Raw genomic sequence first — 26606 nt, 5'->3', positions numbered from 1 at the left:
ATTGGGGTCCTCAAGGTCGCTGGCAGCGGGCCGGTGCGGTTTCGAAATACACGTGGGGGTCGGCCTTGGCCGGCAGTTCAAAGCGCAAGTGGCAGCGCGGCTGGTCAGGGGCCTTGATCCATAGCGGGCGGGTGTCGAGCACGTCGGGCAAGAACACTTGGTTGCCTTCCTGGACCAGGGTGATGAACTCGCCGTCCTCCGTGGTCACGGTCGAGCCGCGTGGCATCGGGGTGTCCAGGGTCAACAGCGCACGCCGGGTGAGCGACACGCCGAACTCGATGCGGTCCACCGCGCCGCGGCCTGCCGATACCACCGCAAGCCCGTTGTGGATGTCGGCATTGCGCGGCAGCGAACGGGTGTGGACTTCCAGCGGGCTGCGCCCATAAGCGCTGAGCTGAGGCGCCACGGCCTGGCCTTGCCAGTCGGTCCACACCGGGCCGCTGGGGGTGTTGACCTTGATCCCGGGCATGTCGCCCACCGCCAGCACGGCAAAGGTGTCGCGCACCGGGTAGGGCGAGAACGTCAACCCGTCGGCGTGCAGCACCATCCCGCCGCGTGCGCCGCCCTGGTAGCTGGAGCGTTCGGCGTCAGCGCGCGTGTAGTTGAAGTCCAACTGGCTGTAGAACGGCAGGGCCGACACGCCCAGGGACGATTCGACTTCGCGGTCGCGGGTGTCATGTTCGACGCCGACGCGATACGCCAAGTGGTCGTTGATCTGCTCGTTGAGCCCCATCCCGGTGCGGTGCTCGCCGCCGGAATTGCGCACCCAGGCGCGGCCACGACGGCTTTCGCCGAGGGGCAGGCTGACCGTCAGGTACAGGCTGTCGTCGTTGTAACGACGCCCGCCCATGTGCCATTCGGCGGTGGTGGAAATCGACATACCGGCGACCTGCGTACCCCAGGAGGCGAGGGCGCGGCTGCTGCTGTCGCCCTGGAACGAGGACGAACGGGAAACCCCCGCGCTGAAGGCGCCCAGCCACGGGTGCGACCACGAGCTGGTGGCGCTCTGCTGGTCGCGGTAACGCGCGCGTTGCTGCTCGCGGGTGTCGGCGATGTAGGTCGATTCGGTGAGGTCGCGGTAGCCCTGGGTGCGCCAGGAATTGGCTGCCGTGAAGGCCCAGCGCTCACTCAGTTTGTGCGACCACGACAGGTCGGTCTGCACCCCGCGTTCCTGGGTGCGCCGCGAGGCTTCGGAGGCGACCACGGCCACTTGCACCTGACTGTCCGGCAGCGGCAACAGGCCCAGGCTCAGGCCCGCCGAGCGATAATCCGCGGCCGCCAACAGCCCGCTGCCGAAGCTGAGCTGCGGATGCGGCGCGGCGCTCCAGCCGGCGCTCAGCACCCAGGGTTCGGCGCCCGGGCCGTCGCCGATATTGCGCACCCGCCCGGCCGCCACCGAGTAGCCGGGCGCGGGCCAGCCCCAGGCCGAGCATGGCGGCGGGCACGGTAAAGCGCCGTTCCTCGCCGGTGCTTTCCTTGACGGTGACTTCGACGTCGGAGCGCCCGTTGAGGCGCGGTACATTGCTCAAGCTGAACGGGCCGGCGGGCACCACTGTGGAGTGAATCAACGCGCCGTTCTGGCGCACTTCCACCTGCGCCGGGCCGTTGGCGATGCCGTTGATGGTCGCGCCCTGGTTCTGATCCTGCAGGGCCTGTTCGGTGAGCACCTGCACGCCGGTGATTGGCGCACCCGCGAGCACCGGGTTGTAGAGGTTGATCTGCCCGGCCTGCAACACCGCCTGGTGGCTGGCGAAGGTGCGCTGGGCGTAGGCGTCCAGATGGGTGGTGCTTGAGCGGCTGTCCTGCCAGGTCTGTACCTGGCGGCTGCGCACGATCCAGTCGCCGGCATTGAAGCCGACCTCGGTATTGGCCGAGCCAAAGCGGCTGGAATCGTTGCGGTAATGGTTGTACAGGCCGGTCACGTCGTAGTTGAGCAGCGCCGCGAAACCGCCGGTCTGATAGCCGGAAATGTCCTGGGTGAGCGGGCGCAGCGTCTGGGTGGGCACCACCAGGTTCAGGCTCAGGTTGGCTGGGTCGTGCTCGACCACGGTCTGTGGGTATTGCTCGAGAAAGGCATAACAACTGCTTTCTTCTGCCGGGCCCGAAGACGGTGTCACCAACTGCGCGGCGTCCAGCAGCGGCGGGTCGAAGCATGTGGCGCCGTGCTGATCCACGCTGACATCGACGCGCCCGCGCCGCTGGCCGTTGACCGTCAGGTTGAGCGCATGGCGCCCCTGGGTAAAACGCGGGGTCTGCATCAGCAGGCTGGCGAGTTCGGGATCGATGCCGCGCTGGAGCAGGGTCTGTGGATCAAACGAACCTGTCGACGACTGCTCTGCCCATGCCAGGTTCGTCAGCAACCCCTGACTGAGCGTCAGCACCAGTAATGCCAGGCGCGGTGAAACGCCGGGCACGGCTTTGCCGTCACGGTAATGGATGACTGTGTTCACACAAATGCACTCGGATGATGGAAGTACCCGGCGTGATTCCCTATCGCGTCAGGTCTTCCCGGTGGCCTTCAGTGGGTGGCCACTTCGTGATAGTGGCGCCGTCGTGTCCCTGGGCGCCGTTGCATCACAGGCTTATGGGCGCGTCGTGGGGCGCGACCGCAAAGCCATACACCGTGGCCGGTTGCAGGCGCACGCTGGTGGCGCCGGCGCCGGCGCCGGCGCCGCTGGCGGTGACGGTCAGCGTTTCACCGGGCAGCACATAGGTGCGCGGCAGCATCGCCGAAGCATTGCCGGGCAGCAGTTGCAGCTCCTGGGCCAGGCGCACCACATACGGGGACGGGTTGTGGACGCTGAGCTGGTCGGCTTTCAAGGTCCATTGCAGGCCCAGCCACGGCGTGCGATTCGGCGCCAGCCCCTTGGGATGAATGATCACCGGCAGGTTCTGCCGCACGGTCACGCCCACTTGCGCGCGCCCGAGCTGGGCCGGGTCGCGCTGGGCGGGCATGCCCTCGAAAATCACCCGTTTGAGGCGCTGGGTTTGCAGCGGCGCCTGGGTTTGCAGGATGAAGCGCACCAACTGGCTCTTGGACGCCTCGACGCGGGTCAGGGGTGGAGTCACGAACAGCAGCGTGTCGCTGTCCTCGGGGATGTTTTCGAGGGTGACGTGCAGCAAGGCCATTTTGGTGTCAGTGTTGGTGACCGAGACCGTGGCCTCGCCATCGGCCTCGTTGACGATCACCACCGAGGTGTCCGGGACCATGCCGTCGGCACGCGCGACGGTTGCACCGAGTACGGCCAGTGCCACGCAGCAGAGACGCGGCAGCCAGCGCCAAACGGAAAAAAACGAGTTCATAACAGGGCTCTTCTATACAGGGCGCTTCAAATGGGCCGACATGCGCGCGGTGGGTGACCGGGGCGCCGACGGCACGGTGTCAGAGGTAACGCAGGTCCAGCGTGATCGAGCCATCGAGGGGCACCTCTTCGTGGAGCGTCAAGGTGTTGGCCGGGCTGATCGAGGTGTCGACCCGCAGGGACGCCACCAATTGCCGGATCGGCGCGGGCAGCGTATCGCCGGCCCGGGCAAAGCCCATCAACAGACGCGGGTACATGTTAGGTTCGGGTTTCCAGCTAGCCCCCTGGTCGGATGAGGTCAGGGTTTGCATCGGCTGCGAATCGCCTACCGGGCCGCGCAACGACAGGCTGACCGACCCGAGGCGTTCGTCGGGGGCATGGGGGTTCATGCCCAGCCCATAAAAATAATCCGGCGCCAGCGATGACTCGCGCTTGTTGTCGATGCCCACCAGGGCGAACAACACCAGGCCTTCGCAACTGATGCTCAAGCCCATCTGCTGGTTCGGCAGCACGGTGAACTCACTCGGATGCAACGTCGTCGCCAGGATCTTGTCGTGGTCGACAAGGCCGTTGTCCGACAGCGATACGCTGCACGCGCTGGGGGTGATTCGCCCGTTGACGTCCAACTCCACGCTCGAGAGCGCGAAGGCCAAGGGCGCTGCCGCCAACAGAAGGGTGAGGGCCGGCAAGCGAGTAAGCAGGTTCATGGCTTGAGTTACCTGGTGTTGAACGGGTGGTACGGGCATCGGGCAAGGCGGTGGCGTTACAGGTAGAGGACTTCGACCGTGACCGAACCGTCGATCACCGTGTCTTCGGTAATCGTCAGGCCCTGGGCCGGCAGGATGAATGGCTTGACCGAGAGCGCCACCTGCGTGTTCTGGGCCGGCACAGGCACCCGCGCCGCGCCGATCTCTTGGATCGAGATCCATTGATTGGTTTGCCAGCCCATGTCTGGCCGCATAGAGTTCCAGGTGGTGCCGTTGTCCGACGACCGGATCATCCCGACGGGCGTGTTATCGGCGACGCCCTGGTCGAGGAACATGAGGTAGCCGCCAATACGCTGACCGGCACTGGTCTTACCGATGCCATATTCGATGATGCTGTTTGCCGAGTCGGTGCGGTTGTCGGTGGCCGTCAGGGCAAACAGGGTCGAGGCTTCGCAGTCGATGCCCATTTGCAGGGTGACCGGGGTGAGTTGGGTCCGGGTGTCCAGGTTAAGGTCCTTGACCGAGACCCGGCCGACGTCGATGGTCTCGGCCGACAGGCTCGGCATGCACGCCGAGGGCACAATCAGGCCCTTGACGGTCAGGTCAACGGTGGAGGCGGCGAGCACCGGGAAAGCGCAGCCGATCAGTACGCCGGTAACGCTGGTACGCAGTAGCTTTTTCATGACGGGTGAAGCTCCAGGGATGGATAGGAATACAGGGGGGCCAGGGGTTTACGCTGTTACAGGTACCTCATCTCAAGGGTCGTGTGCCCGTCGACGAGGACTTCGTCGGTGAGGGTCAGGCCATCGGCACGGGCAATTCGGGTGTAGAGCACAATGTCTGCGTCGAAGATCGTCACGGCCATTGGCTGAGTGGGGTTGTCCATTGCGGCAACCGCGAGCAGGTTGAGGTGGCCCAACTGCGTACCGGGGGTCCACGTGGTGCCGCCATCCAGCGACACGATGGTTCGCACGGCCATGGTGTCCGCCATGGGGTTGCTCAAACTCAGCGAAACGCTGCCCAGTTTCTCGTCGTTGGGGGTCGTGCCCAGGCCGTGGTGGTTGGGGATCACCGATGTGCCGTGGCGGTTGTCGATGGTGGTCATGGCGAAGAGCGTCGAGCCTTCGCACCGCACGTTCAGGTGCAGGGTGTTGCGCGGCAGCAACGTGTCTCGGTCTTGGTTGAGGTCGCGCACGGTCACCTTTCCGTGGTCGATGGTGCCGCCTTCAGCCAAGCCCGGCGTGCAGGCTTTGGGCGTAATTACGCCGCTCACGCTCAGCTCGGCCTGGCTGCTGGCTAAAGCGCTGGGCACGTTCGCCAGCAGCAGACTCGCCAACAATGCGGGGAAATATTTATCCATGAAATGAACAACCTCTCTGGGCAATGCCCTGCGTGGATGATGAGTTACAGGTACTTGACCTCGATCGTGGCGGAGCCGTCGATCAGCACTTCGTTGCTCAAGTCCAGGCTGTTGGCGGCGGCGATCTGGGTGTCGATCACCAGCTCGCTGATCACGTTCTTGATCGGGATCGGCTTGGGATCCTGACCGTTCGACCTGTCGCCAAACGCCGCCATGTACGGGTTTTGCCAAACCACATCGTCAATGGCTTGCCAGCTCACGCCATCCAATGACTCGATGGGCTCGACGGCGACGTTGTCGGCCACCGGATTTCTCAGGGAGAGCCAGAACGTGCCGATTTTCTGCAGGTTGTTGATCAGGCCCAGGCCGTAGCCGAAACCGTAGATTGACGACCCGGCGCGGTTGTCGGTGGTGCGCAACGCAAACAGGGTTGCGGCCTCGCAGTCCACATTGAGTTGCAGCCTGGCGGTGGGCAGGCTGGTCGGGCTGTCGAGGTTGAGGTCTTTTACCGAGACCTTACCGTGATCCACCACACCACTGGCGGACAACGTCGGTGTACAGGCGCTTGGGGTAATCACGCCTTTGACGGTCAATTCCACGGTACTGGCGGCGAAGGTCATACCGCTGCCGACAAGGGCGATGACGGCGGTGAATGCGGCTAAGGGCTTTTTCATGTGATCGAGCTTCCGATGCAAAGCTGATTGCCGAGGGGCAAGGGGGGACCCGTCGGTAACTAGGTGGCGACCGCCTGGAGTGGCCGGTCGCGTCCCGCTCTGGGGATGCCGGGCAATCTATCGGGGGGAGGGCGTCGGGCAAATACAACAAATACGACAATGGGCGGATGTCGCACACGCCCAATCGACTTGTCGGAACTCGTTTTTTTGTGTGTAGGAAATATAAGGGTTTCGTAGTTGTTGTATCGCGCAGGCGGCCTAATTCAAATAGCGTTCCGGCCGATACATCTTCACAGCACATTCGAACAGCCAGGCGTGTTGCGTGCCGTACCCGGTACCTATGTCGGCGGATGTTCTGTCGGCCATTGAGGTTGCCGATCCCCGCGCCGTGCGCTTATTGAATTTGAGGTAGTCATGTCATCAGGCCCTATCCCAGGCGACCGAGCAGGGGATGACCTGGCCGCACAGCCGGCGTCAACCCGGCATTGGCGTGAGCTCAAGGTGTTGTTGGTAGACGATCATCCCGCGTATTGCCTGCTGATGGGCGCGATGCTGGAGCGGCTGGGGCTGGCATTTGCAGTGTGCGCGCACGGCCAGGCTGCCCTGGCGATTCTGGACGTCAGCCGCGCCGACCTGATTTTCAGCGACTGCCAAATGCCGGTGATGGATGGCTATGCCATGACCCGCGAACTGCGCCGCCGCGAACTGCGCGACGGCGCAGAGCGCGTGCCGGTCATCGCGTTCACCGGCAAGCTGGGCGCGCGCGAAATCCAGCAGTGCCAGGCTGCGGGCATGGATGCCTGGCTGGCCAAACCGGTGACCTTTCAACAACTGCGCCAAGTCCTCGGCGACTGGCTGCCCGGCCCGCGTATCAGCGAGACCGCGCAGCCGGTCACGGCGGTGGAGGGGCGCTGGCCGAGTCGCGGCCGGTTGGGGCAACTGTTCGGCTGCAGCGAGGCGCTGCCCGGCATCCTGGCGAGCCTGGTGTATGAGGCCGAGCTCGATCTGCATGCGCTGGCCCAGGCCACCGACGGCCTGCAAGCGCAGGCCACGGTCGAGCATTTGCACCGCTTGATCGGCAGCGTGGCGTTCTTCGGCGCCACACCGCTGGAAATGCGCGGTCATCAGTTGATCGAGGCGATCAACCGCGACGGCGTGGCCATGCACCTTCAGCGCTTGCTCGCCTTGCGCAGCGACTTGATGGGGTATCTGAAATATTTGTCGCTGTTAGGAAAAGGATGACAGCTAAGACCGATGGCTTCTGTAGGTCTTCAGAGTGGGCAATTTCCTTTTTTTCTGTGGGGTAAAATTCTGCTCCCAGGGATTGCTGGGCTATCTGCCATTACGGCGTTTGGGGGCGGTTGTTGCCGATCCGATCCGGGAGTATTTTGCGCGGATTCAAGTTGCCATCATGGTGGTGCTCATGCTTCGCGTAATTATTGCTGACGATCATCCCATCGTGCGTATCGGGCAGAAAGTGGTGATAGAAGCCAATGGCCGGTGCAAAGTCGTCGCCGAGGCCGACGGCCCGGATCAGTTGCTGGCGCTGGTGGACAGCACCCCGTGCGATATCCTGGTGACGGACTTCGCCATGCCGGGTAACCAGCAAGCCGACGGCTATGGCTTGCTCGGCCTGATGCGGCGCCGGCACCCGGACTTGCCGGTGATTCTGGTGACCATGTTTGCCAATGTCGCCACGTTGCGCGAATCGTTTGCCCAGGGCGCGCGGGCGATCCTGGCCAAAAGCGCGTCGGCCCGCGAACTGCCCCTGGCGATTGCCGCCGTCAGTGAAGGGCGCACCTTCGTCAGCGAGTGTCTGCGCGCACAACTGGCGGAGGCCGGGACGGGCAATCAGCAAGCCGTGCCGCAGTTGTCCGGCAAAGAGCGCGAAGTGGTGCGGATGCTCGCCAGCGGCATGACCGTCAGCCAGATCGCGGCGCGGGTCAACCGCAGCATCTCGACCATCAGCAAGCAGAAAAGCACCGCGATGACCCGGCTGTGCATCTCCACCGATGTGGATTTGTTCGCTTATGCGCGTGCGGCGGGCATGGTGCCGTAGAAAGTTGCAGTTTCATGACGGTGCTAGAGTGAGTCAGGCAGTGTCTGAGTATCGTATTACTTGTATTAAGTTTGAATGAGTTATCCCTTAACTTGCGATGGCTGTCCTGGCATTGTTTGGTCGGGGCATACACTTCATTCTAATAGTTTTGTCTTGCTGGCGAGTTAAAGTAAGCGCGTCTGTGCGCTTGCCTGGCTCATCAAGTAATGACCGAAAGTGAGCCTGTTATGCAACCGTCCCGTGTACTTGTTGCCGCCGCGTTTTTACTGGCCGGTGTTTCTAATGTAATGGCCGCATCCAGTGTGGATATCAGCGTGGTCGGTACTATCATTCCGTCGGCCTGTACGCCAACTTTATCTGATGCCGGTACGGTGGATTATGGGAAGATCTCGATCAACGATTTTCCTAGACTGGGGGAGATGGTACTGCCAGCGGCGACGATAAACTTGGAGGTTACTTGTGACGCGCCGACTTTGATGGCAGTCAGGAGTCTGGACAATCGAGCCGGAACTGCGGCTGTTCAATCACCGTCACATGACCCGCTCACCGTGTATGGTTTGGGCTTGGCAAGTGGTGGGCAAAAGATCGGCAGGTACGAACTTAAGATGAACGATGTGACAGCCGACGAACAACCGAGAGTCGTGATTGAGTCCATCGATAAAGAGACGTGGTTTGCTGCCGATAACGCAACGTGGCAACCACGTTGGCTGCGCACCGTGAGTAACGGTAATATAATTCCCGTGGCAGTGACGACCCTTAAGACAGACCTGATGTTGAGTACAGTCCTCGCGCCCAAAGACTCTCTGCCGGGTGAGGAAGAAATCCAGATAGACGGCAGCGCCACTTTGGACGTTATCTACCTTTAACCCCGCCAGGCATCACTTATTCTCGTGACGAATAACCATGGCTTTCCCGTGTTACGAGGATTATCGTTCAGCACCCCTGACCATCGTGCGAATGTTGCCCATGAGTGATGCCCACAACGTCCTGATCACCGAGTTCTATACGGCCTTCCAACATCTGGATGCCGAAGCCATGGCCGCCTGCTACACCGACGACGTGGTGTTCAGCGACCCGGCGTTCGGCGAGCTGCGCGGGCGCGATGCCGGGGATATGTGGCGCATGCTCACCACGCGGGCCAAGGACTTTTCCCTGACCTTCGACCATGTGCGCAGCGATGACACCACCGGCAGCGCCCACTGGGTGGCGACGTACCTGTTCAGCGCGACCGGCAACACGGTGGTCAACGACATCGGCGCACGCTTCGTGTTTCGCGACGGCAAGATCTGCGAACACCACGACCACTTCGACCTGTGGCGCTGGTCGCGCCAGGCCCTGGGCCTCAAGGGGCTGCTGCTGGGCTGGTCGCCCGCGCTGAAAAACGCCGTGCGCGCCCAGGCGCTCAAAGGCCTGAGGGCATTTCAGGCCAGTCGTTGATAAGATTGGCGCTCCTCTGGTTTGCCGAATCGACCCGTGACTGATCTTCCTGAACCCAAGCCCTGGTTCGTGTACCTGGTGCGTGCCGCCAACGGCTCGCTGTATTGCGGCATCAGCAATGATCCGCTGCGCCGGTTTGCCTCCCATCAAAGCGGCAAGGGCGCGCGGTTTTTCCTCTCCAGCCCCGCCGTCGCGCTGGTGTACACCGAGCAGTGTGCGAGCAAGGGCGAGGCGCTGCGCCAGGAACGCTTGATCAAGAAATTGAAGAAGAGCGCCAAAGAATGCCTAGCGGCGAGTGGCTCATTGACCTGATTGATGGGGGCCTATTTCACCCACGCGTGATTTTGCAGGCTAAGCTGAATGCTCATTTAATTGAGCGGAGCCTGGCATGTCTGAGTTGATCCTGCACCACTACCCGCAATCCCCTTTCGCGGAAAAAGCCCGCCTGCTCCTGGGCTTCAAGGGCTTGTCCTGGCGCTCGGTGCTGATCTCGCCGGTGATGCCCAAGCCTGACCTGATCGCCCTCACCGGCGGCTATCGCAAGACTCCGGTGCTGCAGATCGGCGCCGACATCTACTGTGACACAGCACTGATCGCGCACCGCCTGGAACAGGAAAAAGCCGGGCCGGCGCTGTTTCCCCAAGGCCTGGAACTGGTCGCCCAGGGGTTCGCCGCCTGGGCCGATTCGGTGGTGTTTGCCCATGCCGTGGCCTTGGTATTCCAGCCCGAATCCCTGGCGGCCAAGTTCGCCAAAGTGCCGCCCGAAATGCTCAAAGTGCTGGTGGCCGATCGTGCCAAGCTGTTCAGCGGCGGCACCGCAGCCCGTCTGCATCTGGAGCAGGCCAAGCATCAATGGCCGGCGATCATCAGCCGCATCGACCAGCAATTGCAGCATCAAGAGGGAGATTTTCTGTTCGGTGAGCCTTCGATTGCCGACTTTGCCCTGGCCCATCCGCTGTGGTTCCTCAAAGGCTCGGTGGTGACCGCGCCGTTGGTTGACGCACATCCCGCCGTTGCCACCTGGCTCGACCGGGTGCTGAGCTTTGGCCATGGCACCGCCACCGAGATGAGCACCGAGCAAGCCCTTGACGTAGCGCGTCACGCCACCCCGGCGGCGTTGCCCGCTGAAGTGTTCGAGGACTTGAATGGCTTCACGGCCGGCCAGCAGGTGAGCATTGCGGCCACCGACTACGGCACCGACCCGGTGCTCGGTGAGTTGTTGTTTGCCGGCCGCGAAGAACTGATCCTGCGCCGTACCGACGAACGCGGCGGCACCGTGCATGTTCACTTCCCGCGCCTGGGTTTTTGCATTCAGGCGCAATAAAACCGGATTATTTTCAACCGGAGGTGAGGTAAACCCGACGCCCATCCGTGTAGTGCTTGAAACTGCGATCTATTCGCATTAACAGCGTTTTCTACACGGGTGCTCACAAGCATGAAATCGACGGCGGGCGGTTGGGTTAAACAGTGGCTGGGAGCCTCGGTCTTGACGGTATCGGGGCTGGCACTGCTGCCCCTGAGTGTGGCGCAGGCGCAGGAACAACAAAGTGCCCAGTTCAACTTTGCCCTGGCGGCCAAGCCGCTGCCCCAGGCGCTCAGCGATTTCAGCCGGGTCACCGGGCTCAGTGTGATCTATACCGACGAAGCCCCCTACGGCCTCAATGCCCCGGCCGTCAGCGGCCCGATGAGCGCGACCCAGGCCTTGCAACGCCTGTTGGGCGGCTCCGGTTTTACCTTCCGCCAGATCGACGCCCGCACCCTGGCCCTGGAGCCCGTGCCCAGCGACGGCGCGCTGAACCTGGGCGCCACCACCATCAGCGCGGTCGCCGAACCCGCCGACAGCACCAGCTACCAGCCGCCACCCACCAGCTCGGTCATGCGTTCCCGTGGCCTGCTGCTGGAGACCCCGCAAACCGTCAACGTAGTGCCCGCCCAAGTGCTGCGTGATCAACAACCGCGCAACCTGGATGACGCCCTGGCCAATATCAGCGGCATCACCCAGGCCAACACTCTCGGCAGCACCCAGGATGCGGTGATGCTGCGCGGCTTTGGCGACAACCGTAACGGTTCGATCATGCAGGACGGCATGCCCGTGGTGCAGGGCCGGGCGCTGAACGCTACGGCCGAACGGGTTGAAGTGCTCAAGGGCCCGTCGTCGCTGCTGTATGGCATCCAGGACCCGGGCGGCGTGGTCAATATCGTCAGCAAAAAGCCGCAGTTGCTGCAGTCCACCTCCTTGACCGTCCGCGGTTCGACCTTCGGCAACGGCAAGAACGGCAGCGGCGGCAACCTCGACACCACGGGGCCCATCGGCGACAGCGGGCTGGCGTATCGCCTGATCGTCGACCACGAGGACGAAGATTACTGGCGCAACTACGGCACTCACCGCGAGAGCCTGATCGCGCCATCCCTGGCCTGGTATGGCGACACCACCCAGGTGGTGTTCGCTTACGAACACCGCGAGTTTCTCTCGCCGTTCGACCGCGGCACCGCCATCGACCCCAAGACCAATCACCCGTTGGACATCCCCGCCACCCGGCGCCTGGATGAGCCGTTCAACAACATGGAAGGCCGCTCCGACCTGTATCGCTTGGAGGCCGATCACGACCTGAACGACGACTGGAAGGCGCACGTCGGCTACAGCTGGAACCGCGAAACCTATGACGCCAGCCAGGTGCGCGTCGCCTCGGTGAATGCCGACGGCACCTTGACTCGCAGCATGGACGGTACGCGTGGCGCACTGACCACCGACCGCTTCGCCACGGCCAGCCTGGAAGGCAAGGTCAAGCTGGGCGGCATGCAGCATGACCTGGTGTTCGGCCTCGACGATGAGTACCGCAAGATCTATCGCGCCGAACTGATCCGCCAGGCGCAGCGCAGTGCCTTCAGCTACGTCAATCCGGTGTATGGCAACGATGTGCAAGGCACCACGGTGAGCGCCAAGGACAGCGCGCAGACCGACTTGCTGCGCAGTGACTCACTGTTCTTCCAGGATGCGATTCACCTGACCGACCAGTGGATTCTGGTGGGTGGCGCGCGCTATCAGATGTACGACCAATACGCCGGCAAAGGCGTGCCGTTCAAGGCCAATACCGACGGCAATGGCCAGAAATGGGTGCCGCGTGCCGGCCTGGTGTACCGCTACACCGACGAACTGTCGTTTTACGGCAGCTACACCGAGTCGTTCAAACCCAACTCGACCATTGCCGCGCTGAACGATGGCAGCGTGCTTCAGGGCGACCTGCAGCCGGAGCAATCCAAGGCCTGGGAGCTGGGGACCAAACTCGACATACCGGGGCGCATCACCGCCAGCGCGGCGCTGTTCGATATCACCAAGCGCAACGTGCTGGTGTCCGTCGGCTCCGGTGTCGACACGGTCTACAGCGTGGCCGGCGAAGTGCGCTCCCGTGGCCTGGAGCTGGACGCCAGCGGCCAGCTCAGCGAGCGCTGGAGTCTGATCGGCAGCTATGCCTATACCGATGCCGAAGTCACCAAAGACCCGGCGCTGCAAGGCAAGCGCCTGCAGAACGTGGCCAAGCACACCGGTTCGTTGTCGGCGGTGTACGACGTCGGCAGCCTGATCGGCGGGGATGATCTGCGCGTCGGTGCTGGCGCGCGTTACGTCGGCCAGCGCGAAGGCGATGCGAATAACAGCTTCAATCTGCCGGGTTATACCGTGGCCGATGTGTTCGCCTCCTACAACACCAAAATCGACGGGCAGAAGGTCAAGTTCCAGCTCAATGTGAAGAACCTGTTCGATCGCACCTACTACACCTCGGCGGCCAGCCGGGTGTTTGTGTCGATGGGGGATGCGCGGCAGGTGTCGGTGTCCAGCACGCTGGAGTTCTGAGCCGGCGGCGAGGGCAGTGGTCGAGCCTGTCAGGGGCGCTTCGCCCCCCAGCGCGAGCACGCTCTCTCGCCACAAACGGCATGAGCTGTTAGCGTTGCCGCCACTGACGGCTTTGCGGAAAACGGTATTGATGCGGTTTGCACGAGGGTTACACACCAGCGCGATGCTGGTCGGCTTGAGCGTTTTATTGGGGGGCTGCGCCAGCGTTGCGCCGACCGCCGGCCCTTCAACCCTGGACCGCCTGTTGGCCGACCCGGCCCTCAATGGCGCCACGGTTTCACTCGTGGTGCGCGACGCCCGCAGCGGCAACACGCTCTATCAACACAACCCGCGCACGCGGCTGGTGCCGGCCTCCAACCTCAAGCTGCTGACCACCGCGGCGGCGATGGACGTGCTGGGCCCGCAGTATCGCTTTTCCACCCAACTGCTGAGCAGCGGCACGCAGCAAGGCGAGCGCCTGAACGGCAACCTGTACCTGCGCGGCCTGGGCGACCCGACCACGCAGTTCGCCGATTACCAGGCACTCGCCGCGCAACTGGCGAGCCAGGGCGTGCGTCAGGTGCAGGGCGACCTGGTGTTCGACGACAGCTGGTTCGATGCACAGCGCCTCGGCGTGGATTGGGCTCAGGACGATGAAAGCACCTACTACGGCGCGCAGATTTCGGCGCTGACCGTGTCACCCAATTCTGATTTTGATGCGGGCACCTTGATGGTCACCGCCACCGCGCCCATGAGCCCCGGCCAGCCGGTCAGTGTGGCGATCAGCCCGGCCACCGATTACGTGCAACTGAGCAACCGCGCGGTGAGCGGCCCCGGCAACAGCTATGGGATCACGCGCCAGCACGGCACCAACCTGCTGCAACTCACGGGCGCGCTGGCGCCGGGCAAGCACAGTCGGCAATGGGTGAGTGTGTGGGAACCGACGCAACTGGTGGCCAATCTGTTTGAACAGGCATTGGCGCAGCAGGGCATCCAGGTGCTGGGCCGTCGAGTGATCGGGGGCAGCAGTCCGGCGACGGCGCGGCTGCTGGCGGAGCATCAATCGGCACCGTTGCAGGAACTGATCACGCCGCTGCTCAAACTTTCGAACAACAACATGTCCGAAGCCTTGCTCAAGGCCATGGGCCGCCAGACCGCGAACGTCGGAACCGCGCAGGCGGGCGTGGCGGCGGTGGCGGCCTTCATGCGGCGCCAGGGGCTGGACCCGGCGAGCCTGAATCAGGTGGACGGTTCGGGGTTGTCGCGGCGCAATCTGGTGTCGGCGCAGACGCTCACCGACCTGCTGCTGGCGACGTCCAGGCAACCCTGGTTCGACGCGTGGTACAACGCCTTGCCGATTGCCGGCAACCCCGCGCGCATGAGCGGCGGCAGCCTGCGTTATCGCCTGCGCGGCACGCTGGCGCAAGACAACCTGCATGCCAAGACCGGCTCCATGGGCGGCGTGTCGTCATTGAGCGGTTACCTCACCGACGCCCACGGGCGGCGCCTGGTGTTTTCGATGATCAGCAACAACTACCTGAGCGACGCCGCACCGGTCCGCGCTCTGGAGAACCGCCTGGCGGTCGCCCTGACGCAATGGCACGACTGACTCAGGGCTGGTAGCCCATCCGCCAACTCACCGCCCGGGTTGCCGCCAGCAGGCGCTGCGCCGCCGGGCCGTCTTCATCGGCATGGAACAGCGAGGTGGGGCCGACCACGGTCATCACCGCCGCCACCTGGCCGACCGCGTTGAACACCGGCGCCGACAACGCATCCACACCCGGCATCAGCAGGCCATGCACAAAGTGCAAGCCACGCGCGCGGATCTGTTCGCAGGCGCTGGCGTAGGCCTGGTCGTCCGCCAGAGCGTGGGCGATGCCCGCCTGGATCTCGCGCTCGCGCAATTCGATGGTTTCCCGCGCTGGCAAAAAGGCGCTGAACACCAGCCCGGTGGATGAACTGAGCAGCGGCAACACCGAACCCAACTGCGTCACCACGGTGACCGCGCGCACCGCCGGTTCGATCTGCACCACGGTCGCGCCCTGGTTGCCCCACACCGCCAGGAAGCAGGTTTCATTCAACTCGTCGCGCAGCTCGGCCAGGGGCAGGGCGCCGACTTTGAGCACGTCCATGCTGCCCAGTGCGGCGAGGCCCACGCGCAACGCTTCGCGACCCAGGCCGTAATGGTTGGTGGCGCTGTTCTGCTCGGCGAAGCCCGACGCGATCAGGGCCTGGAGATAGCGGTGAACCTTGCTCGCCGGCATCTGCACATGCTCGGCCAGGCGCGACAGCGAGGTGGAGGGCGACAGTTCGGCCAGGGCCTTGAGGATGTCGGTGCCCACTTCGGCCGAGCGGACTTTCTGTTTACCGGTGTCGCGGGGCTTTTCCATGGGGCAACGGGAATCCGAGAGATGAGTGGGCGTCTTTATAGCTTGACGGTCGACAGTGATCAAATTACGTTATGCGTAACTGGATTACGATAAAAACAACTTCCGTCAGAGGATGATCCATGAACCTCGAATACCTCTCGGGCTTCGGCAATGAATTCGCCAGCGAAGCCCTGCCCGGCGCGCTGCCGGTCGGCCAGAACTCCCCGCAAAAAGCGCCTTACGGCCTGTACACCGAACTCTTCTCCGGCACGGCCTTCACCATGGTGCGCAGTGAAGCGCGCCGTACCTGGCTGTATCGCATCCAGCCGTCGGCCCATCATCCGGCGTTCGTCAAACTGGAGCGGCAACTGGCCGGCGGGCCGCTGGGCGCGGTGACGCCGAATCGGCTGCGTTGGGACCCGTTGGCGATACCGAGCGAGCCGACCGACTTCATCGATGGCCTGGTCGGCATGGCGGCCAATGCCGGGGCGGAGCAACCGTCGGGCATCAGCATTTACCATTACGGCGCCAACCGTTCGATGCAGCGCGTGTTCTTCAACGCCGATGGCGAGCTGTTGATCGTGCCCGAGCAGGGCCGCTTGCGTATCGCCAGCGAACTCGGGGTGCTGGAGGTCGAGCCGTTGGAAATCGTCGTGCTGCCACGCGGCCTGAAGTTCCGCGTCGAACTGCTGGATGCGCAGGCGCGCGGTTATGTCGCCGAAAACCACGGCGCCCCGCTGCGCCTGCCGGACCTCGGCCCGATCGGCAGCAACGGCCTGGCCAACCCGCGTGATTTTCTGACCCCGGTTGCCCACTACGAAGACCGCCAGCAGCCGACGACCCTGGTGCAGAAATTCCTCGGCGAACTGTGGGCCTGCGAACTCGACCATTCGCCCCTCGACGTCGTGGCCTGGCATGGCAACAACGTGCCGTACAAATACGACCTGCGTCGGTTCAATACGATCGGCACGGTGAGTTTCGATCATCCCGACCCGTCGATCTTCACCGTATTGACTTCGCCCACCAGCGTGCATGGCCTGGCCAACCTCGATTTCGTGATCTTCCCGCCGCGCTGGATGGTGGCCGAGAACACCTTCCGGCCGCCGTGGTTCCACCGCAACCTGATGAACGAATACATGGGCCTGATCCAGGGGGCCTACGACGCCAAGGCCGAAGGCTTCCTGCCCGGCGGCGCTTCGCTGCACAGCTGCATGAGCGCCCACGGCCCGGATGGCGAGACCTGCACCAAGGCGATCAATGTCGAGCTGGCCCCGCACAAGATCGATGACACCATGGCGTTCATGTTCGAGACCAGCCAAGTGCTGCGCCCGACGCGCTTCGCCCTGGACTGCCCGCAACTACAATCTGCTTATGATGCGTGCTGGGCCTCGCTGCCCGTCACCTTCGACCCGAACCGGAGATAACCCATGACGCAATCAACGCTCGCCCGCAGTTGGGTCACCAGCGCCAACGGTCATCGTGATTTTCCCCTGCAAAACCTGCCGCTGGGGGTGTTCAGCATCAACGGCGCGGCGCCGCGCAGTGGCGTGGCGATCGGCGACTGCATTCTCGACCTGCTGGCCGCCCGCGATGCGTTTGACGGTGAAGCGCTGCGCGCCGTCGATGCCACTGCCGGCGGGCAGTTGAACGCGTTCTTCGAGCTGGGCCGTGGCCCGCGCGTGGCCCTGCGCGAGCGCCTGTTGGCATTGCTCGGGGAGGGCAGCCCGCTGCAAGCACGCGAGGCCGAAGTGCTGCACCGCGCCGCCGATTGCCAGATGCACCTGCCCGCCAAGATCAATGACTACACCGACTTCTATGTCGGCATCGAACACGCGCAGAACGTCGGCAAACTGTTCCGCCCCGACAACCCGCTGCTGCCCAACTACAAGTACGTGCCGATCGGTTATCACGGCCGTGCATCGACCATTCGCCCGTCCGGCACCGAGGTGCGCCGCCCCAAAGGCCAGACCCTGCCGGCCGGCCAGACCGAGCCGAGCTTCGGCCCCTGCGCGCGGCTGGACTACGAGCTGGAGCTGGGCATCTGGATCGGCCAGGGCAATGCCATGGGCGACTCGATTGCCATTGGCGAGGCGGCCGAGCACATTGCCGGTTTCTGCCTGCTCAACGACTGGTCGGCGCGGGATATCCAGGCCTGGGAGTACCAGCCGTTGGGGCCGTTCCTGTCGAAGAGTTTTATCACCAGCATCTCGCCGTGGGTGCTGACGGCCGAAGCGCTGGCGCCGTTCCGCCAGGCACAACCGGCTCGTCCCGAAGGCGATCCGCAGCCGCTGCCGTACCTGCTGGATCAACGCGATCAGGCGGCGGGCGCGTTCAATATCGAGCTGGAGGTGCTGCTGACCACGGCGTCGATGCGTGAACAGAACCTGCCGGCCCAGCGCCTGACCCTGAGCAACACCCAGTACATGTACTGGACCGTGGCGCAAATGGTTGCGCATCACAGCGTCAATGGCTGCCAGTTGCAGGCCGGCGATCTGTTCGGTTCGGGCACCTTGTCCGGGCCGCAGCCGGGGCAGTTCGGCAGCCTGCTGGAGATCACCGAGGGCGGCAAGAAGCCGATTGAACTGGCGTCGGGCGAGGTGCGTAAATTCCTCGAAGACGGTGATGAAATCATCCTGCGCGGCCGTTGCAGCCGTGACGGTTTTGCCTCCATCGGCTTCGGCGAATGCCGTGGCACGGTGGTCGCGGCGCGCTGAGGGGCAGGGCGATGGAGCTTTACACTTACTATCGGTCTACCGCGTCGTACCGGGTACGGATCGCGCTGGCGCTCAAGGGCCTGGATTTCACCGCCGTGCCGGTCAACCTTGTGGCGCCGGCGGGCGGCGCCCATCGCCAGCCGGAGTACCTGGCGATCAACCCGCAAGGTCGCGTCCCGGCGCTGCACACCGATGACGGCGAACTGTTGATCCAGTCGTCGGCGATCATCGAATACCTGGAGGAATGTTATCCACAGGTGCCGCTGCTGTCCCGGGACCTGGCAGCCCGCGCCCATGCGCGCGCGGTGGCGTCGATCATCGCCTGTGACATTCACCCGCTGCACAACTCCAGCACCCAGAACCTGTTGCGCCAGTGGGGCCACGATGAAACCCAGGTGCTGGCCTGGATCGGTCATTGGATCAGCCAGGGCTTGGACGCGGTCGAGCAGTTGATTGGCGATCACGGGTTTTGCTTTGGCGAGCAGCCGGGGCTGGCGGATGCGTTTCTGATTCCGCAGCTGTATGCCGCCGAGCGCTTCAAGGTGGCGTTGGCGGGGTATCCGCGTATCGGGCGGGTGGCGGCTTTGGCGGCGCAGCATCCGGCGTTTATCCAGGCGCACCCTGCCAACCAGCCTGATACACCCTAGACGCGCTCGTTGTGTTCAGTGAATCACTGAGTTGGGCGGCAAGTGGCCCAGCCGCTGGGTCAGGCGCAGGCGCTGGATCGGGTCTTCGCTGAGCAGCAGCGCGTGCTCCAGGTCGAAACGCTCGGCGCTTGGGCAGTCCAGGCGTTGATACAGGCTGGCCCGCGCCAGGTAATCGGCGGCGCTGGCATGGCCCAGTTCCAGCACGCGCTCGGCGTCGACCAGGGCGGCCAGCGGGTCGTCATTGGAGAGGTACAACTGGCGCAGGTTGCGCGACAGCCGTTGCAGGATCGAGCGTGGGCTGGCGGTGCGCAGGTGGTCGGCCTGCAGCTTGAGGTCGGGGCCGTATTGGCGTTGCAACAGTTCGCGGCAATCGTTGGGGTACAGGCGTCGGCCGCCGCAAGGGTCGAGCAGGTGATCGGCGCCGGGTACCCGCAGCAGGAAGTGGCCGGGGAAGTTGACGCCGACCATCGGGATATTCAGGCGTTGCGCCAGTTCCATCGCGATCAGCCCCATGGCCAGGGGTTGCCCGCGCTTGCGCTGCAACACCTTGTCCAGCAGCGCGGCGGCGGGGCGCAGCGGGGTGAAGTCATCCTGGGCGAACCCCAGGTCATTCAGGCGTCGCAGCAACGGCTGGCCGAGCTCATCCGCCGGCAACAGGGGCATGCCCAGGCTGACCTGCTGTTGCAGCACGTTGAGCTCCTGCAGGATCAACAGCGGTTGCACCGTTGGGTCATGCTCGGCCGCAATCCACAGCGCAGCTTCAAACAGCGCAGGGGGCGAACGTTCCAGGCAGGCGAAAAAGGCGTGACGGGGGTTCATTGCATTCTCCGGCGGATGCTCCCGTTTTAGCCTTGCTGAGAATTTTCGTCCAGTAGCTTGAGAGATATCCTACTTGCTTATGTCGCAGGCCCCGCAAAACCGGGTGGCTTATTCCCGCGCACTTCGGCAGTTTTCTGCCGCAGGCCTATACTTGGCGACACCAGAAGTGATTCGGGAGCTTGACGATGTTTGCTCTCATGCACAGCACCCGCCTTGAATCGCTGCACCTAAGCATCGACCCGACGACCGGGTTGAAGGCGATCATAGCCATCCACAACAGCCGCCTGGGGCCTGCCCTGGGTGGTTGTCGTTACCTCGCATATCCCGACGACGAAAGCGCGGTGGCCGACGCCGCACGCCTGGCCCAAGGCATGAGCTACAAGGCCGCCCTGGCGGGTTTGCCGGTAGGCGGTGGTTGCGCCGTGATCCTGCGCCCCGCCCATGTGGAAAGCCGCGCAGCCCTGTTTGAAGCCTTCGGGCGATGTGTCGAGCAACTTGATGGCCGCTATATCACCGCCATCGACAGCGGCACCTCGGTGGCCGACATGGATTGCATTGCCCAGCAAACCCGCTTCGTCACCAGCACCACCGCCGCCGGCGACCCTGCGCCCCATGCCGCCATGGGCGTATTCGCCGGCATCCGCACCACCGCGATGGCGCGCCTGGGCAGCGACAATCTCGAAGGCTTGCGCGTGGCGATCCAGGGCCTGGGCAACGTCGGTTACGCCCTCGCCGAACAACTGCATGCCGCCGGCGCCGAACTGCTGGTCAGCGACATCGACCAAGGCAAAGTGCAACTGGCCATGGAGCAACTCGGCGCACACCCGATCGCCAATGACGCCTTGCTCAGCACCCCCTGCGACATCCTCGCGCCCTGCGGCCTCGGCGCCGTGTTCAATCGCAACAGCGTCGGCCAACTGCGTTGCGCCGCCGTGGCCGGTTCCGCCAGTGCGCAACTGACCAACCTGCAAGTCGCCGACCAGTTGGAAGGGCGCGGCATCCTCTACGCCCCGGACTATGTGATCAACTCCGGTGGCCTGATCTACGTCGCCCTCAAGCACAGCGGCGCCGAACTGCCGACCATCACCGCGCACCTGTCGAACATCGGCACGCGCCTGACCGAAATCTTCGCCCACGCCCAGGCCGAAAAACGCTCCCCTGCACGGGTCGCCGATGAACTGGCCGAGCGCCTGCTTTACCGCTAGCCCACGCATTAAAAAGGCCCTGAATCATCGATTCAGGGCCTGTTCAATTCGGACTTTATTCCGCCGGCGGGTTCAGCAACTCGGACAGCGCGTCCGGTTGGCTCTTGAACGCCTTGGCAAAGACATCGCGGTTTTTCGCCATGTAGATCCCGGCCTCTTCAACCTGCTGCTCGCTCAACGACGGCACGGCTTTTTGCAACACTTCTGCGAGCAACTCAGCGAGTTCAAGCATCTTGTCATGACGGTCAGCTTCGGCTTTATCCATGAACAAACGCTCCAGATCTCGGCTGCTGCGGTATACCACTTCGACGGCCATTCACCACCTCACATGCCTTCACGATAGTTGTCTTTTGCGACTACTGTATTTATATACAGCTAAAAGGGTAAGCCAAACCGTGGGGTTTGGGTAGCAGTTTTTTAATGTAGCCCGGAAATACAGGTTTGGAGTGTCTCATGTCACCCCGCCATCATCTTACCCCTGCCGCTGGCCTTTTTTCTGCATGCAGAACAACCGTCACATCCAAGCGGCACTATCCGGTCGAGCCGACCTAAGGAAGCATCATCGTGAAAATCAACCGGGTCGAAAAGCTGCGTCAGAATGTCCGCGGGCTGGCTGAGTCGCTGGGCAATCTGTTTGTCGAGTCGTTCGACTACCTGGCGTTGGCCGCCATGTTCTGGATTTACTTCAAGAGCAAGGTCAAGTTTACTTATATCCTTAACGTTGGCCTGTTTTTAGGAAGAACTCCGCAAGATCAATTTGTTACTGTGTAGCCTCGGATACGGGGGCTGGATGAGCCGTGCGGTAGAGGCAATGCGTGGTCTTTTTTTTCGGTTTGACGTGCGATGGGGAGTGGAAAGTTATGAAGTGGGCAGATCGGATGCGGGTGCGGCTTCATGCGGGGGCTAATAGCTTAGGGAACCTGAGTGTAGAGTTTTTTCACTATCTAGCATTGTTCGCAATTGGCGCAATCACCGTATGGGCGGGTATTTCGGCGTTTGTTGATATGCTGCATCAAGAGAAAGTCAGTGTCGATGACATCTTGCTGCTTTTCATTTATCTCGAATTACTCGCCATGTCGGGTATCTATTTTAAAACGAATCATATGCCATTGAGGTTCCTCCTTTACATTGGAGTGACGGCATTGATTCGGCTACTGATTAGCGATGTGTCGCACCACAAAGCTCCTGATGAAGGGATTCTGTATATCAGTGGCGGCGTTCTGCTTCTCGCTTTTTCGATTCTGGTTGTAAGATATTCTTCTTCAAAATATCCATCCGTGAAAGAAAGGAGTGATTGAGTGTCAAGGTTGTTTTGGGGTTGAGTATTTTTGTTGTTGGGGGTAATTCAATGTGCTGAGACTGTTTATTGTATGACGGTGGTGACTATGAAGGAGGATTTTCCTTCATAGTTACGTTGAATTATTGCGTCAGGTGGCTAAGGCTATCCTTATCTAATAGATCCGCTATCGCCTGTCCAAAAGCCTGAGCCATAAGAGGGGGGACAGCGTTGCCTATCATCTGAGACACAGGGTTTATCAAATCAGGAAATACAAAGTCGTCATCGAAGCTTTGCAACCGCGCGGCCTCACGCATGGTAATTGCTCTATCCTCGACTGGATGTGCGAATCTACCCGAACCGACATGGTAAACCCATGTGGTGATTGTCAATGCCGGCTCGTTCCAGTCGAGCCTTCTATAGGCACTGCCATAGAAGCTTCGAGTTTGTAAGCTTTCATCGACATGTTTCATTCTGCCTGTACCTACCGCGTTGATACGCTGTAAGCTCTTTTCACTGAGAATTCTCGCAATATGGTTGCGAACTTCACCTGATTTTGAACGCATCAAGGTCGCAAACGCATTCTGACTTTTCCTGTTGTAGGGGAGTCGTGTCCCTTGTACATAAGAGGGTTCAGGAAGGTCACCAATCGCATCGCTGACAGTGTTGTAAGGCTTGTCGGCAATAAGGTCCAGTTGGTTGCTGCTGGGTTTGACATGCGTAGGGGTAGGGAAAGGTAGCTTCGATGTTGGGATATCCATATAGCCGCGATGGATGCCAATAAATATTACCCGGTTGCGGATTTGAGGCACTCCATAATCGGCCGCGCAAACTTTTCTGTAATCGGCGGTGTAACCCAACTCATCTAATCGCTTTAATAAGTCTTCGGCAAATCGCCCTCCACCGAAACTCAGAAACTCTCTAACGTTTTCAATAAGAACAACCTTAGGCCTCAAGGTCTCAATGGTGCTCAAAAATGCACGGTATAAATGGTTTCTCGGGTCGTCATAGAAGCGTTTTACCCCGCACTCCTCGTACTGCCGAACGCCATTTCTACTGAAACCTTGGCAGGGTGGGCCACCCACCAATAAGTCCAGTTCTCCGGGAGTATCCAAGCCTGTAGGGCGTAGCCAATCACTGATGTTCTTTGTTGCGTCTGGTCCCGCTATTTCTCTTATATCGCCTTGGTACGAAAGTGGCGGAGACCCTGCTGAATTGAGATGGTTGGCCACAAATGTCCGTATTGGATGTGCTTCTATCTCGATCCCAGCTTCAATTGAGTAGCGCCCAGTGCGCTCAAGTCCCCTGCTGATTCCACCGCACCCACAAAAAAGGTCAATAACGCGATATTTTTTTTTCATTTCAAAAGGTACTGATAGTCCGTGGATTCATGGTCTTCATGTCCGGACTATACGCATCTCATGAGAGGGGTGCAAATGACAGCTGACGATATGTGGGGGGCCAAGGTAAAACAGGCTTTTGGTGATCGACTCCGGGGTCTACGCCATCAGCTATCTATTACCCAAGAAGGCTTGGCGCTCCGGTGTGGACTTGACCGTAGCTATGTCGGTCAAGTCGAGAGAGGGGAGCGAAATATTAGTCTTGAGAATATTTATCGACTTGCGGAGGGGTTGGGCATTCCTCCCAGTGAACTACTAGTGGAATTAGACGGTTTAACCAAGAATACAAGTTCTGGAGTGTAAGGTGAGCTATCTCTCGAAAGATCAGCTGGTGGAGCTGTCACGTCTGCTTAGAACTTTTTTCTGTTTGCCGTACTCGACCGATTTGGATGGCAAGGATGCAGAAACGTTAATCAGAATCGTAAAGAAAGCAGTTGGCCCCAGGTCGAAACGCAAGGAGCTTTTCGATATTATCGATGGGGATGTTGGGTATTCTGTTAAAACTTTATTCAAAAGTCCCAATGCGGTCAGGGTGGATCTTCAAGAGCAGCGATTTTGTGATGTAGATGAAGTTCGGGTTTTGCGTGCGGCGGGTGGTGATAATGCCGCAGCTCAAGGGAAAATACTTTTGAGCTATATGTACTCTCGAATCAAGGAGCAGATGGATGAACGCGGTATAAAAACTGCTAAATCTTTAATTCTTTTGAAACACTGGAATGTCAGTCGTACCGAGTTTGAGTTTGTTTATTGGGAAGAGGATTTTTTAGGGTTTGTCGAAAACCTGCTTGTTCGTGACGAGGCAGGCGAAATTGAATGGGTGATTCAAGGTGCGGGTCTCCATGCCAGGGACCGGTTGAGGCTCGCGCAGAAACGCGGCAAGAGCGAATCAGATCCTGAGGCCGTCAGGATGCTGCGAATGCATTATAAGCATAACCAGATATTTACAGATCACGATATTCCAGTGGGGGCTGACAGGATTTCGTTTTCCGCTTCTCCCTTGTCGTGGGATGATACGAATAGTTTGATCGATCTACACTTTGCTAATCAGCTTCGTGCTAATTAGTGCATAGATGTCGAGCTGGTTTTCCAGCTCGAATTTATTTCCTGTTGCATTCTCTCGTTCGCTGGATTATTGGAAGTTATTCCGTTCGCGTATTGGTGCTTTACTGGGGCTTCGGCTGAACAGCTCATTGCATCAAGGGCCGATAATTGCGCGGGATACGTCTGGACGGTCAGCGTTTATTTCTTAAATATAGCTGTTCTACCGAACGCTATCGATTATTGAAATATAGAGAAGTCGGTGCGAGTTTAAGACGCGTTTCGAGTAAGACACAGCTAGTCGATGGCTTGATGCACTCGAGAATGAATCGTCCATCCCTCTCGCGCAGTTCTGTCAGTCTCGGTGGTGATCAAAAACGTACCCATGGTTATTCTTCGGCGTTTCCGTCGGTGAAGGTGCAAGGCCCGCGCCGCATGGGTGAGAGCCCTGAAACAGCGTTTAAAACCTGACGCTCAAGGGCTGGGCGCGGGTGGGCGGTCGCTGCAACAGCTTGTGACTGTCCCCGTCCGTCATCACTGCCAGGATTTCCATGGCGCTGTGGCCCTGCTCGATGGCAATGCCGAACTGGATGCTTTGCACCAGGCGCTTGAGCCGTTGCGGGTCGTTGCGTTGTGCGGCGCTGATCATGCGCTTGACCACCACGCCCTGCTCATTCGAGAGGGTCAGCATGATGCTGCCATCCAGGCGCTGGATGCTCAGGTTGACCCGGTATTGTGGGGTGAAGGTGTCGGTGATGATCTGAAAAGGATTGTCCATGGTGCGTTACCGCCTGATAAGAACATGCAGTCATTGACGACCGAGGTCTGGATTAGTTCGCGTTGCCTGACCACCGGCCACTCCGTCGCTGAGGGTTCACAACATCCGTTTGCCTCATCAGCTGTACAGCAAGGGCCGTGCCGTACAGCGACCTGTCTGACGCTGGAACACACCTGTGGGAGAGGGCTGGCCCGCGATTGCGGGGGATCAGCTCATGAATCCTCGGCTGAGAGACGGCTATCGCGGGCCAGCCGGCTCCCACGTGGGTTGGCGTCGTGCTTTGTTTCAGGGCAATAGCGAGAATGCGGTGCATGATTGGTCGGCGGCGCAAGCAGGCGCGCGCGGGGCAACGATGAAGATTGCGGGGGGTAGGAAGATGTAACTAACTCCCCACCCTACCAGCGTTTTTGCTTGTAGTCAGGGTTAATTTGTAATGTGGGATTTATCTTTGCAAAGGGGTTGAATTGTTTCTCTGACTGCTCAATTGTGTAATCAAGAGGTCATGGTTTCACCACCCCGGTGTTGCAGTTTGTGACCTCTCGCGAGCTAGCTGAAATAAGGGAAGAACTATGCAAATCCAAGTCAATAGCGATAACCATATTGAAAGCAGCATCCGACTGGAGGAGTGGGTACGTAATACCATTGAAAGCACGCTCGAACGTTATGAAGAAGACCTGACCCGCGTTGAGGTCTACCTGCGGGATGAGAACGGCGACAAGCCCGGTCCCCACGATTTAAGCTGCCGCCTGGAAGCTCGGCCAAAGGGCCATCAACCGCTTTCGGTGCTGCATAAAGCCGATACGCTGGAACTGGCGATCGACGGTGCCGCGACCAAGCTGGACCATGCGTTGGAACACCTGTTCGGCAAACTGCAAGGCAAGCCACGCGCTGCCGCGAAAAATGTGCCGGCCAACAAAGTGAATGATGACGCGCTTGAAGAGGAATTCCTGGAAAACGAAAACGCTGCAATTAACAGCTGACAGTTTTTTCAT

Annotated in this window: 27 protein-coding genes and 1 pseudogene; 17 read left to right on the top strand and 11 right to left on the bottom strand. The window is 61.0% G+C overall.

The genetic code is table 11. The annotated features are described in order from the left end of the window. Nucleotides 1-10: 10 nt before the first annotated feature. The 6 genes and pseudogenes from ACVWZP_RS15185 to ACVWZP_RS15160 form a co-directional block, all read right to left on the bottom strand. Nucleotides 11-2450, bottom strand: a pseudogene (locus tag ACVWZP_RS15185) (fimbria/pilus outer membrane usher protein). 124 nt (nucleotides 2451-2574) lie between these two features. Further along, on the bottom strand, nucleotides 2575-3303 hold the full coding sequence (locus ACVWZP_RS15180) for a fimbria/pilus chaperone family protein (protein ID WP_046384613.1): 729 nt from the start codon (nucleotides 3301-3303) through the stop codon (nucleotides 2575-2577). Between the two features lie 79 nt (nucleotides 3304-3382). Then, nucleotides 3383-4009, bottom strand: a complete 627-nt coding sequence (locus ACVWZP_RS15175) for a DUF1120 domain-containing protein (RefSeq protein WP_017848661.1) — start codon at nucleotides 4007-4009, stop codon at nucleotides 3383-3385. Between the two features lie 56 nt (nucleotides 4010-4065). Next, nucleotides 4066-4692, bottom strand: coding sequence for a DUF1120 domain-containing protein (locus tag ACVWZP_RS15170; RefSeq protein ID WP_046488637.1), 627 nt, complete (start codon nucleotides 4690-4692; stop codon nucleotides 4066-4068). 56 nt (nucleotides 4693-4748) lie between these two features. Beyond that, a complete protein-coding gene (locus tag ACVWZP_RS15165; protein ID WP_104903870.1) occupies nucleotides 4749-5369 on the bottom strand; it encodes a DUF1120 domain-containing protein in 621 nt (206 codons plus the stop codon). A gap of 44 nt (nucleotides 5370-5413) precedes the next feature. Beyond that, a complete protein-coding gene (locus tag ACVWZP_RS15160; RefSeq protein ID WP_017848664.1) occupies nucleotides 5414-6043 on the bottom strand; it encodes a DUF1120 domain-containing protein in 630 nt (209 codons plus the stop codon). Nucleotides 6044-6457: 414 nt separating this feature from the next. Between ACVWZP_RS15160 and ACVWZP_RS15155 the strand changes: the two genes are divergently transcribed. From ACVWZP_RS15155 to dacB, 8 genes are all read left to right on the top strand, one after another. After that, complete coding sequence (locus tag ACVWZP_RS15155) at nucleotides 6458-7285, top strand: response regulator (protein ID WP_232566258.1); 828 nt, start codon at nucleotides 6458-6460, stop codon at nucleotides 7283-7285. A 181-nt stretch (nucleotides 7286-7466) separates the two neighbouring features. After that, nucleotides 7467-8102, top strand: a complete 636-nt coding sequence (locus ACVWZP_RS15150) for a response regulator transcription factor (protein ID WP_026140231.1) — start codon at nucleotides 7467-7469, stop codon at nucleotides 8100-8102. Nucleotides 8103-8329: 227 nt separating this feature from the next. Next, the gene (locus tag ACVWZP_RS15145) at nucleotides 8330-8968 is read left to right on the top strand and encodes a DUF1120 domain-containing protein (RefSeq protein ID WP_046384610.1); all 639 of its coding nucleotides are present in this window, start codon (nucleotides 8330-8332) and stop codon (nucleotides 8966-8968) included. A 100-nt stretch (nucleotides 8969-9068) separates the two neighbouring features. Beyond that, on the top strand, nucleotides 9069-9539 hold the full coding sequence (locus ACVWZP_RS15140) for a nuclear transport factor 2 family protein (RefSeq protein WP_079444987.1): 471 nt from the start codon (nucleotides 9069-9071) through the stop codon (nucleotides 9537-9539). A 36-nt stretch (nucleotides 9540-9575) separates the two neighbouring features. Further along, the gene (locus tag ACVWZP_RS15135) at nucleotides 9576-9851 is read left to right on the top strand and encodes a GIY-YIG nuclease family protein (RefSeq protein WP_026140234.1); all 276 of its coding nucleotides are present in this window, start codon (nucleotides 9576-9578) and stop codon (nucleotides 9849-9851) included. A gap of 76 nt (nucleotides 9852-9927) precedes the next feature. Next, a complete protein-coding gene (locus ACVWZP_RS15130; protein ID WP_017848670.1) occupies nucleotides 9928-10863 on the top strand; it encodes a glutathione S-transferase family protein in 936 nt (311 codons plus the stop codon). 111 nt (nucleotides 10864-10974) lie between these two features. Then, a complete protein-coding gene (locus ACVWZP_RS15125) occupies nucleotides 10975-13389 on the top strand; it encodes a TonB-dependent siderophore receptor (RefSeq protein WP_457369899.1) in 2415 nt (804 codons plus the stop codon). Nucleotides 13390-13519: 130 nt separating this feature from the next. Next, nucleotides 13520-14977 (top strand): D-alanyl-D-alanine carboxypeptidase/D-alanyl-D-alanine endopeptidase, encoded by a 1458-nt coding sequence (gene dacB / locus ACVWZP_RS15120; RefSeq protein WP_457369898.1) that lies wholly within the window; start codon nucleotides 13520-13522, stop codon nucleotides 14975-14977. Between the two features lies 1 nt (nucleotide 14978). On the opposite strand, the gene ACVWZP_RS15115 is transcribed toward dacB, so the two are convergent. Next, entirely contained in the window at nucleotides 14979-15758 is a 780-nt protein-coding gene (locus ACVWZP_RS15115; protein ID WP_046384607.1) for an IclR family transcriptional regulator, read from the bottom strand. 119 nt (nucleotides 15759-15877) lie between these two features. On the opposite strand from ACVWZP_RS15115, the gene hmgA reads away from it, so the two are divergent. From hmgA to maiA, 3 genes are read left to right on the top strand one after another with little or no spacing between them, the layout of a single operon-like run. Then, nucleotides 15878-17161: a homogentisate 1,2-dioxygenase gene (hmgA, locus tag ACVWZP_RS15110; protein WP_017848674.1), complete on the top strand. Its 1284-nt coding sequence runs from the start codon at nucleotides 15878-15880 to the stop codon at nucleotides 17159-17161. Nucleotides 17162-17164: 3 nt separating this feature from the next. Continuing rightward, complete coding sequence (gene fahA / locus ACVWZP_RS15105) at nucleotides 17165-18451, top strand: fumarylacetoacetase (RefSeq protein ID WP_177031849.1); 1287 nt, start codon at nucleotides 17165-17167, stop codon at nucleotides 18449-18451. Between the two features lie 11 nt (nucleotides 18452-18462). Next, on the top strand, nucleotides 18463-19098 hold the full coding sequence (maiA, locus tag ACVWZP_RS15100; protein WP_457369897.1) for a maleylacetoacetate isomerase: 636 nt from the start codon (nucleotides 18463-18465) through the stop codon (nucleotides 19096-19098). A gap of 15 nt (nucleotides 19099-19113) precedes the next feature. Here the strand turns inward: maiA and ACVWZP_RS15095 are convergent, their stop codons facing one another. Continuing rightward, nucleotides 19114-19917, bottom strand: a complete 804-nt coding sequence (locus ACVWZP_RS15095) for a SirB1 family protein (protein WP_046488617.1) — start codon at nucleotides 19915-19917, stop codon at nucleotides 19114-19116. Between the two features lie 185 nt (nucleotides 19918-20102). Here ACVWZP_RS15095 and ACVWZP_RS15090 point away from each other — a divergent pair, with 185 nt between their 5' ends. After that, nucleotides 20103-21122, top strand: coding sequence for a Leu/Phe/Val dehydrogenase (locus ACVWZP_RS15090; RefSeq protein ID WP_017848678.1), 1020 nt, complete (start codon nucleotides 20103-20105; stop codon nucleotides 21120-21122). A gap of 55 nt (nucleotides 21123-21177) precedes the next feature. Here ACVWZP_RS15090 and ACVWZP_RS15085 read toward each other — a convergent pair whose 3' ends face one another. Then, entirely contained in the window at nucleotides 21178-21438 is a 261-nt protein-coding gene (locus tag ACVWZP_RS15085) for a YebG family protein (protein WP_010564043.1), read from the bottom strand. A 248-nt stretch (nucleotides 21439-21686) separates the two neighbouring features. On the opposite strand from ACVWZP_RS15085, the gene ACVWZP_RS15080 reads away from it, so the two are divergent. Beyond that, nucleotides 21687-21893, top strand: coding sequence for a hypothetical protein (locus ACVWZP_RS15080; protein ID WP_457369896.1), 207 nt, complete (start codon nucleotides 21687-21689; stop codon nucleotides 21891-21893). Nucleotides 21894-21982: 89 nt separating this feature from the next. After that, the gene (locus ACVWZP_RS15075) at nucleotides 21983-22420 is read left to right on the top strand and encodes a phosphate-starvation-inducible protein PsiE (protein ID WP_057004297.1); all 438 of its coding nucleotides are present in this window, start codon (nucleotides 21983-21985) and stop codon (nucleotides 22418-22420) included. Between the two features lie 121 nt (nucleotides 22421-22541). On the opposite strand, the gene ACVWZP_RS15070 is transcribed toward ACVWZP_RS15075, so the two are convergent. Continuing rightward, nucleotides 22542-23759 (bottom strand): DNA cytosine methyltransferase, encoded by a 1218-nt coding sequence (locus ACVWZP_RS15070; protein ID WP_082643817.1) that lies wholly within the window; start codon nucleotides 23757-23759, stop codon nucleotides 22542-22544. A gap of 60 nt (nucleotides 23760-23819) precedes the next feature. Between ACVWZP_RS15070 and ACVWZP_RS15065 the strand changes: the two genes are divergently transcribed. Then, complete coding sequence (locus ACVWZP_RS15065; RefSeq protein ID WP_338137034.1) at nucleotides 23820-24101, top strand: helix-turn-helix domain-containing protein; 282 nt, start codon at nucleotides 23820-23822, stop codon at nucleotides 24099-24101. Nucleotide 24102: 1 nt separating this feature from the next. Further along, nucleotides 24103-24861 (top strand): hypothetical protein, encoded by a 759-nt coding sequence (locus ACVWZP_RS15060; protein WP_169881184.1) that lies wholly within the window; start codon nucleotides 24103-24105, stop codon nucleotides 24859-24861. Between the two features lie 435 nt (nucleotides 24862-25296). Here the strand turns inward: ACVWZP_RS15060 and ACVWZP_RS15055 are convergent, their stop codons facing one another. After that, the gene (locus ACVWZP_RS15055; RefSeq protein ID WP_057004300.1) at nucleotides 25297-25614 is read right to left on the bottom strand and encodes a DUF3509 domain-containing protein; all 318 of its coding nucleotides are present in this window, start codon (nucleotides 25612-25614) and stop codon (nucleotides 25297-25299) included. Nucleotides 25615-26183: 569 nt separating this feature from the next. Between ACVWZP_RS15055 and ACVWZP_RS15050 the strand changes: the two genes are divergently transcribed. Next, entirely contained in the window at nucleotides 26184-26594 is a 411-nt protein-coding gene (locus ACVWZP_RS15050) for an HPF/RaiA family ribosome-associated protein (RefSeq protein WP_046384600.1), read from the top strand. Nucleotides 26595-26606 lie beyond the last annotated feature (12 nt).

Source organism: Pseudomonas sp. TE36184, from assembly GCF_054060055.1.
This window is presented reverse-complemented; position numbering and strand designations above follow the sequence as displayed.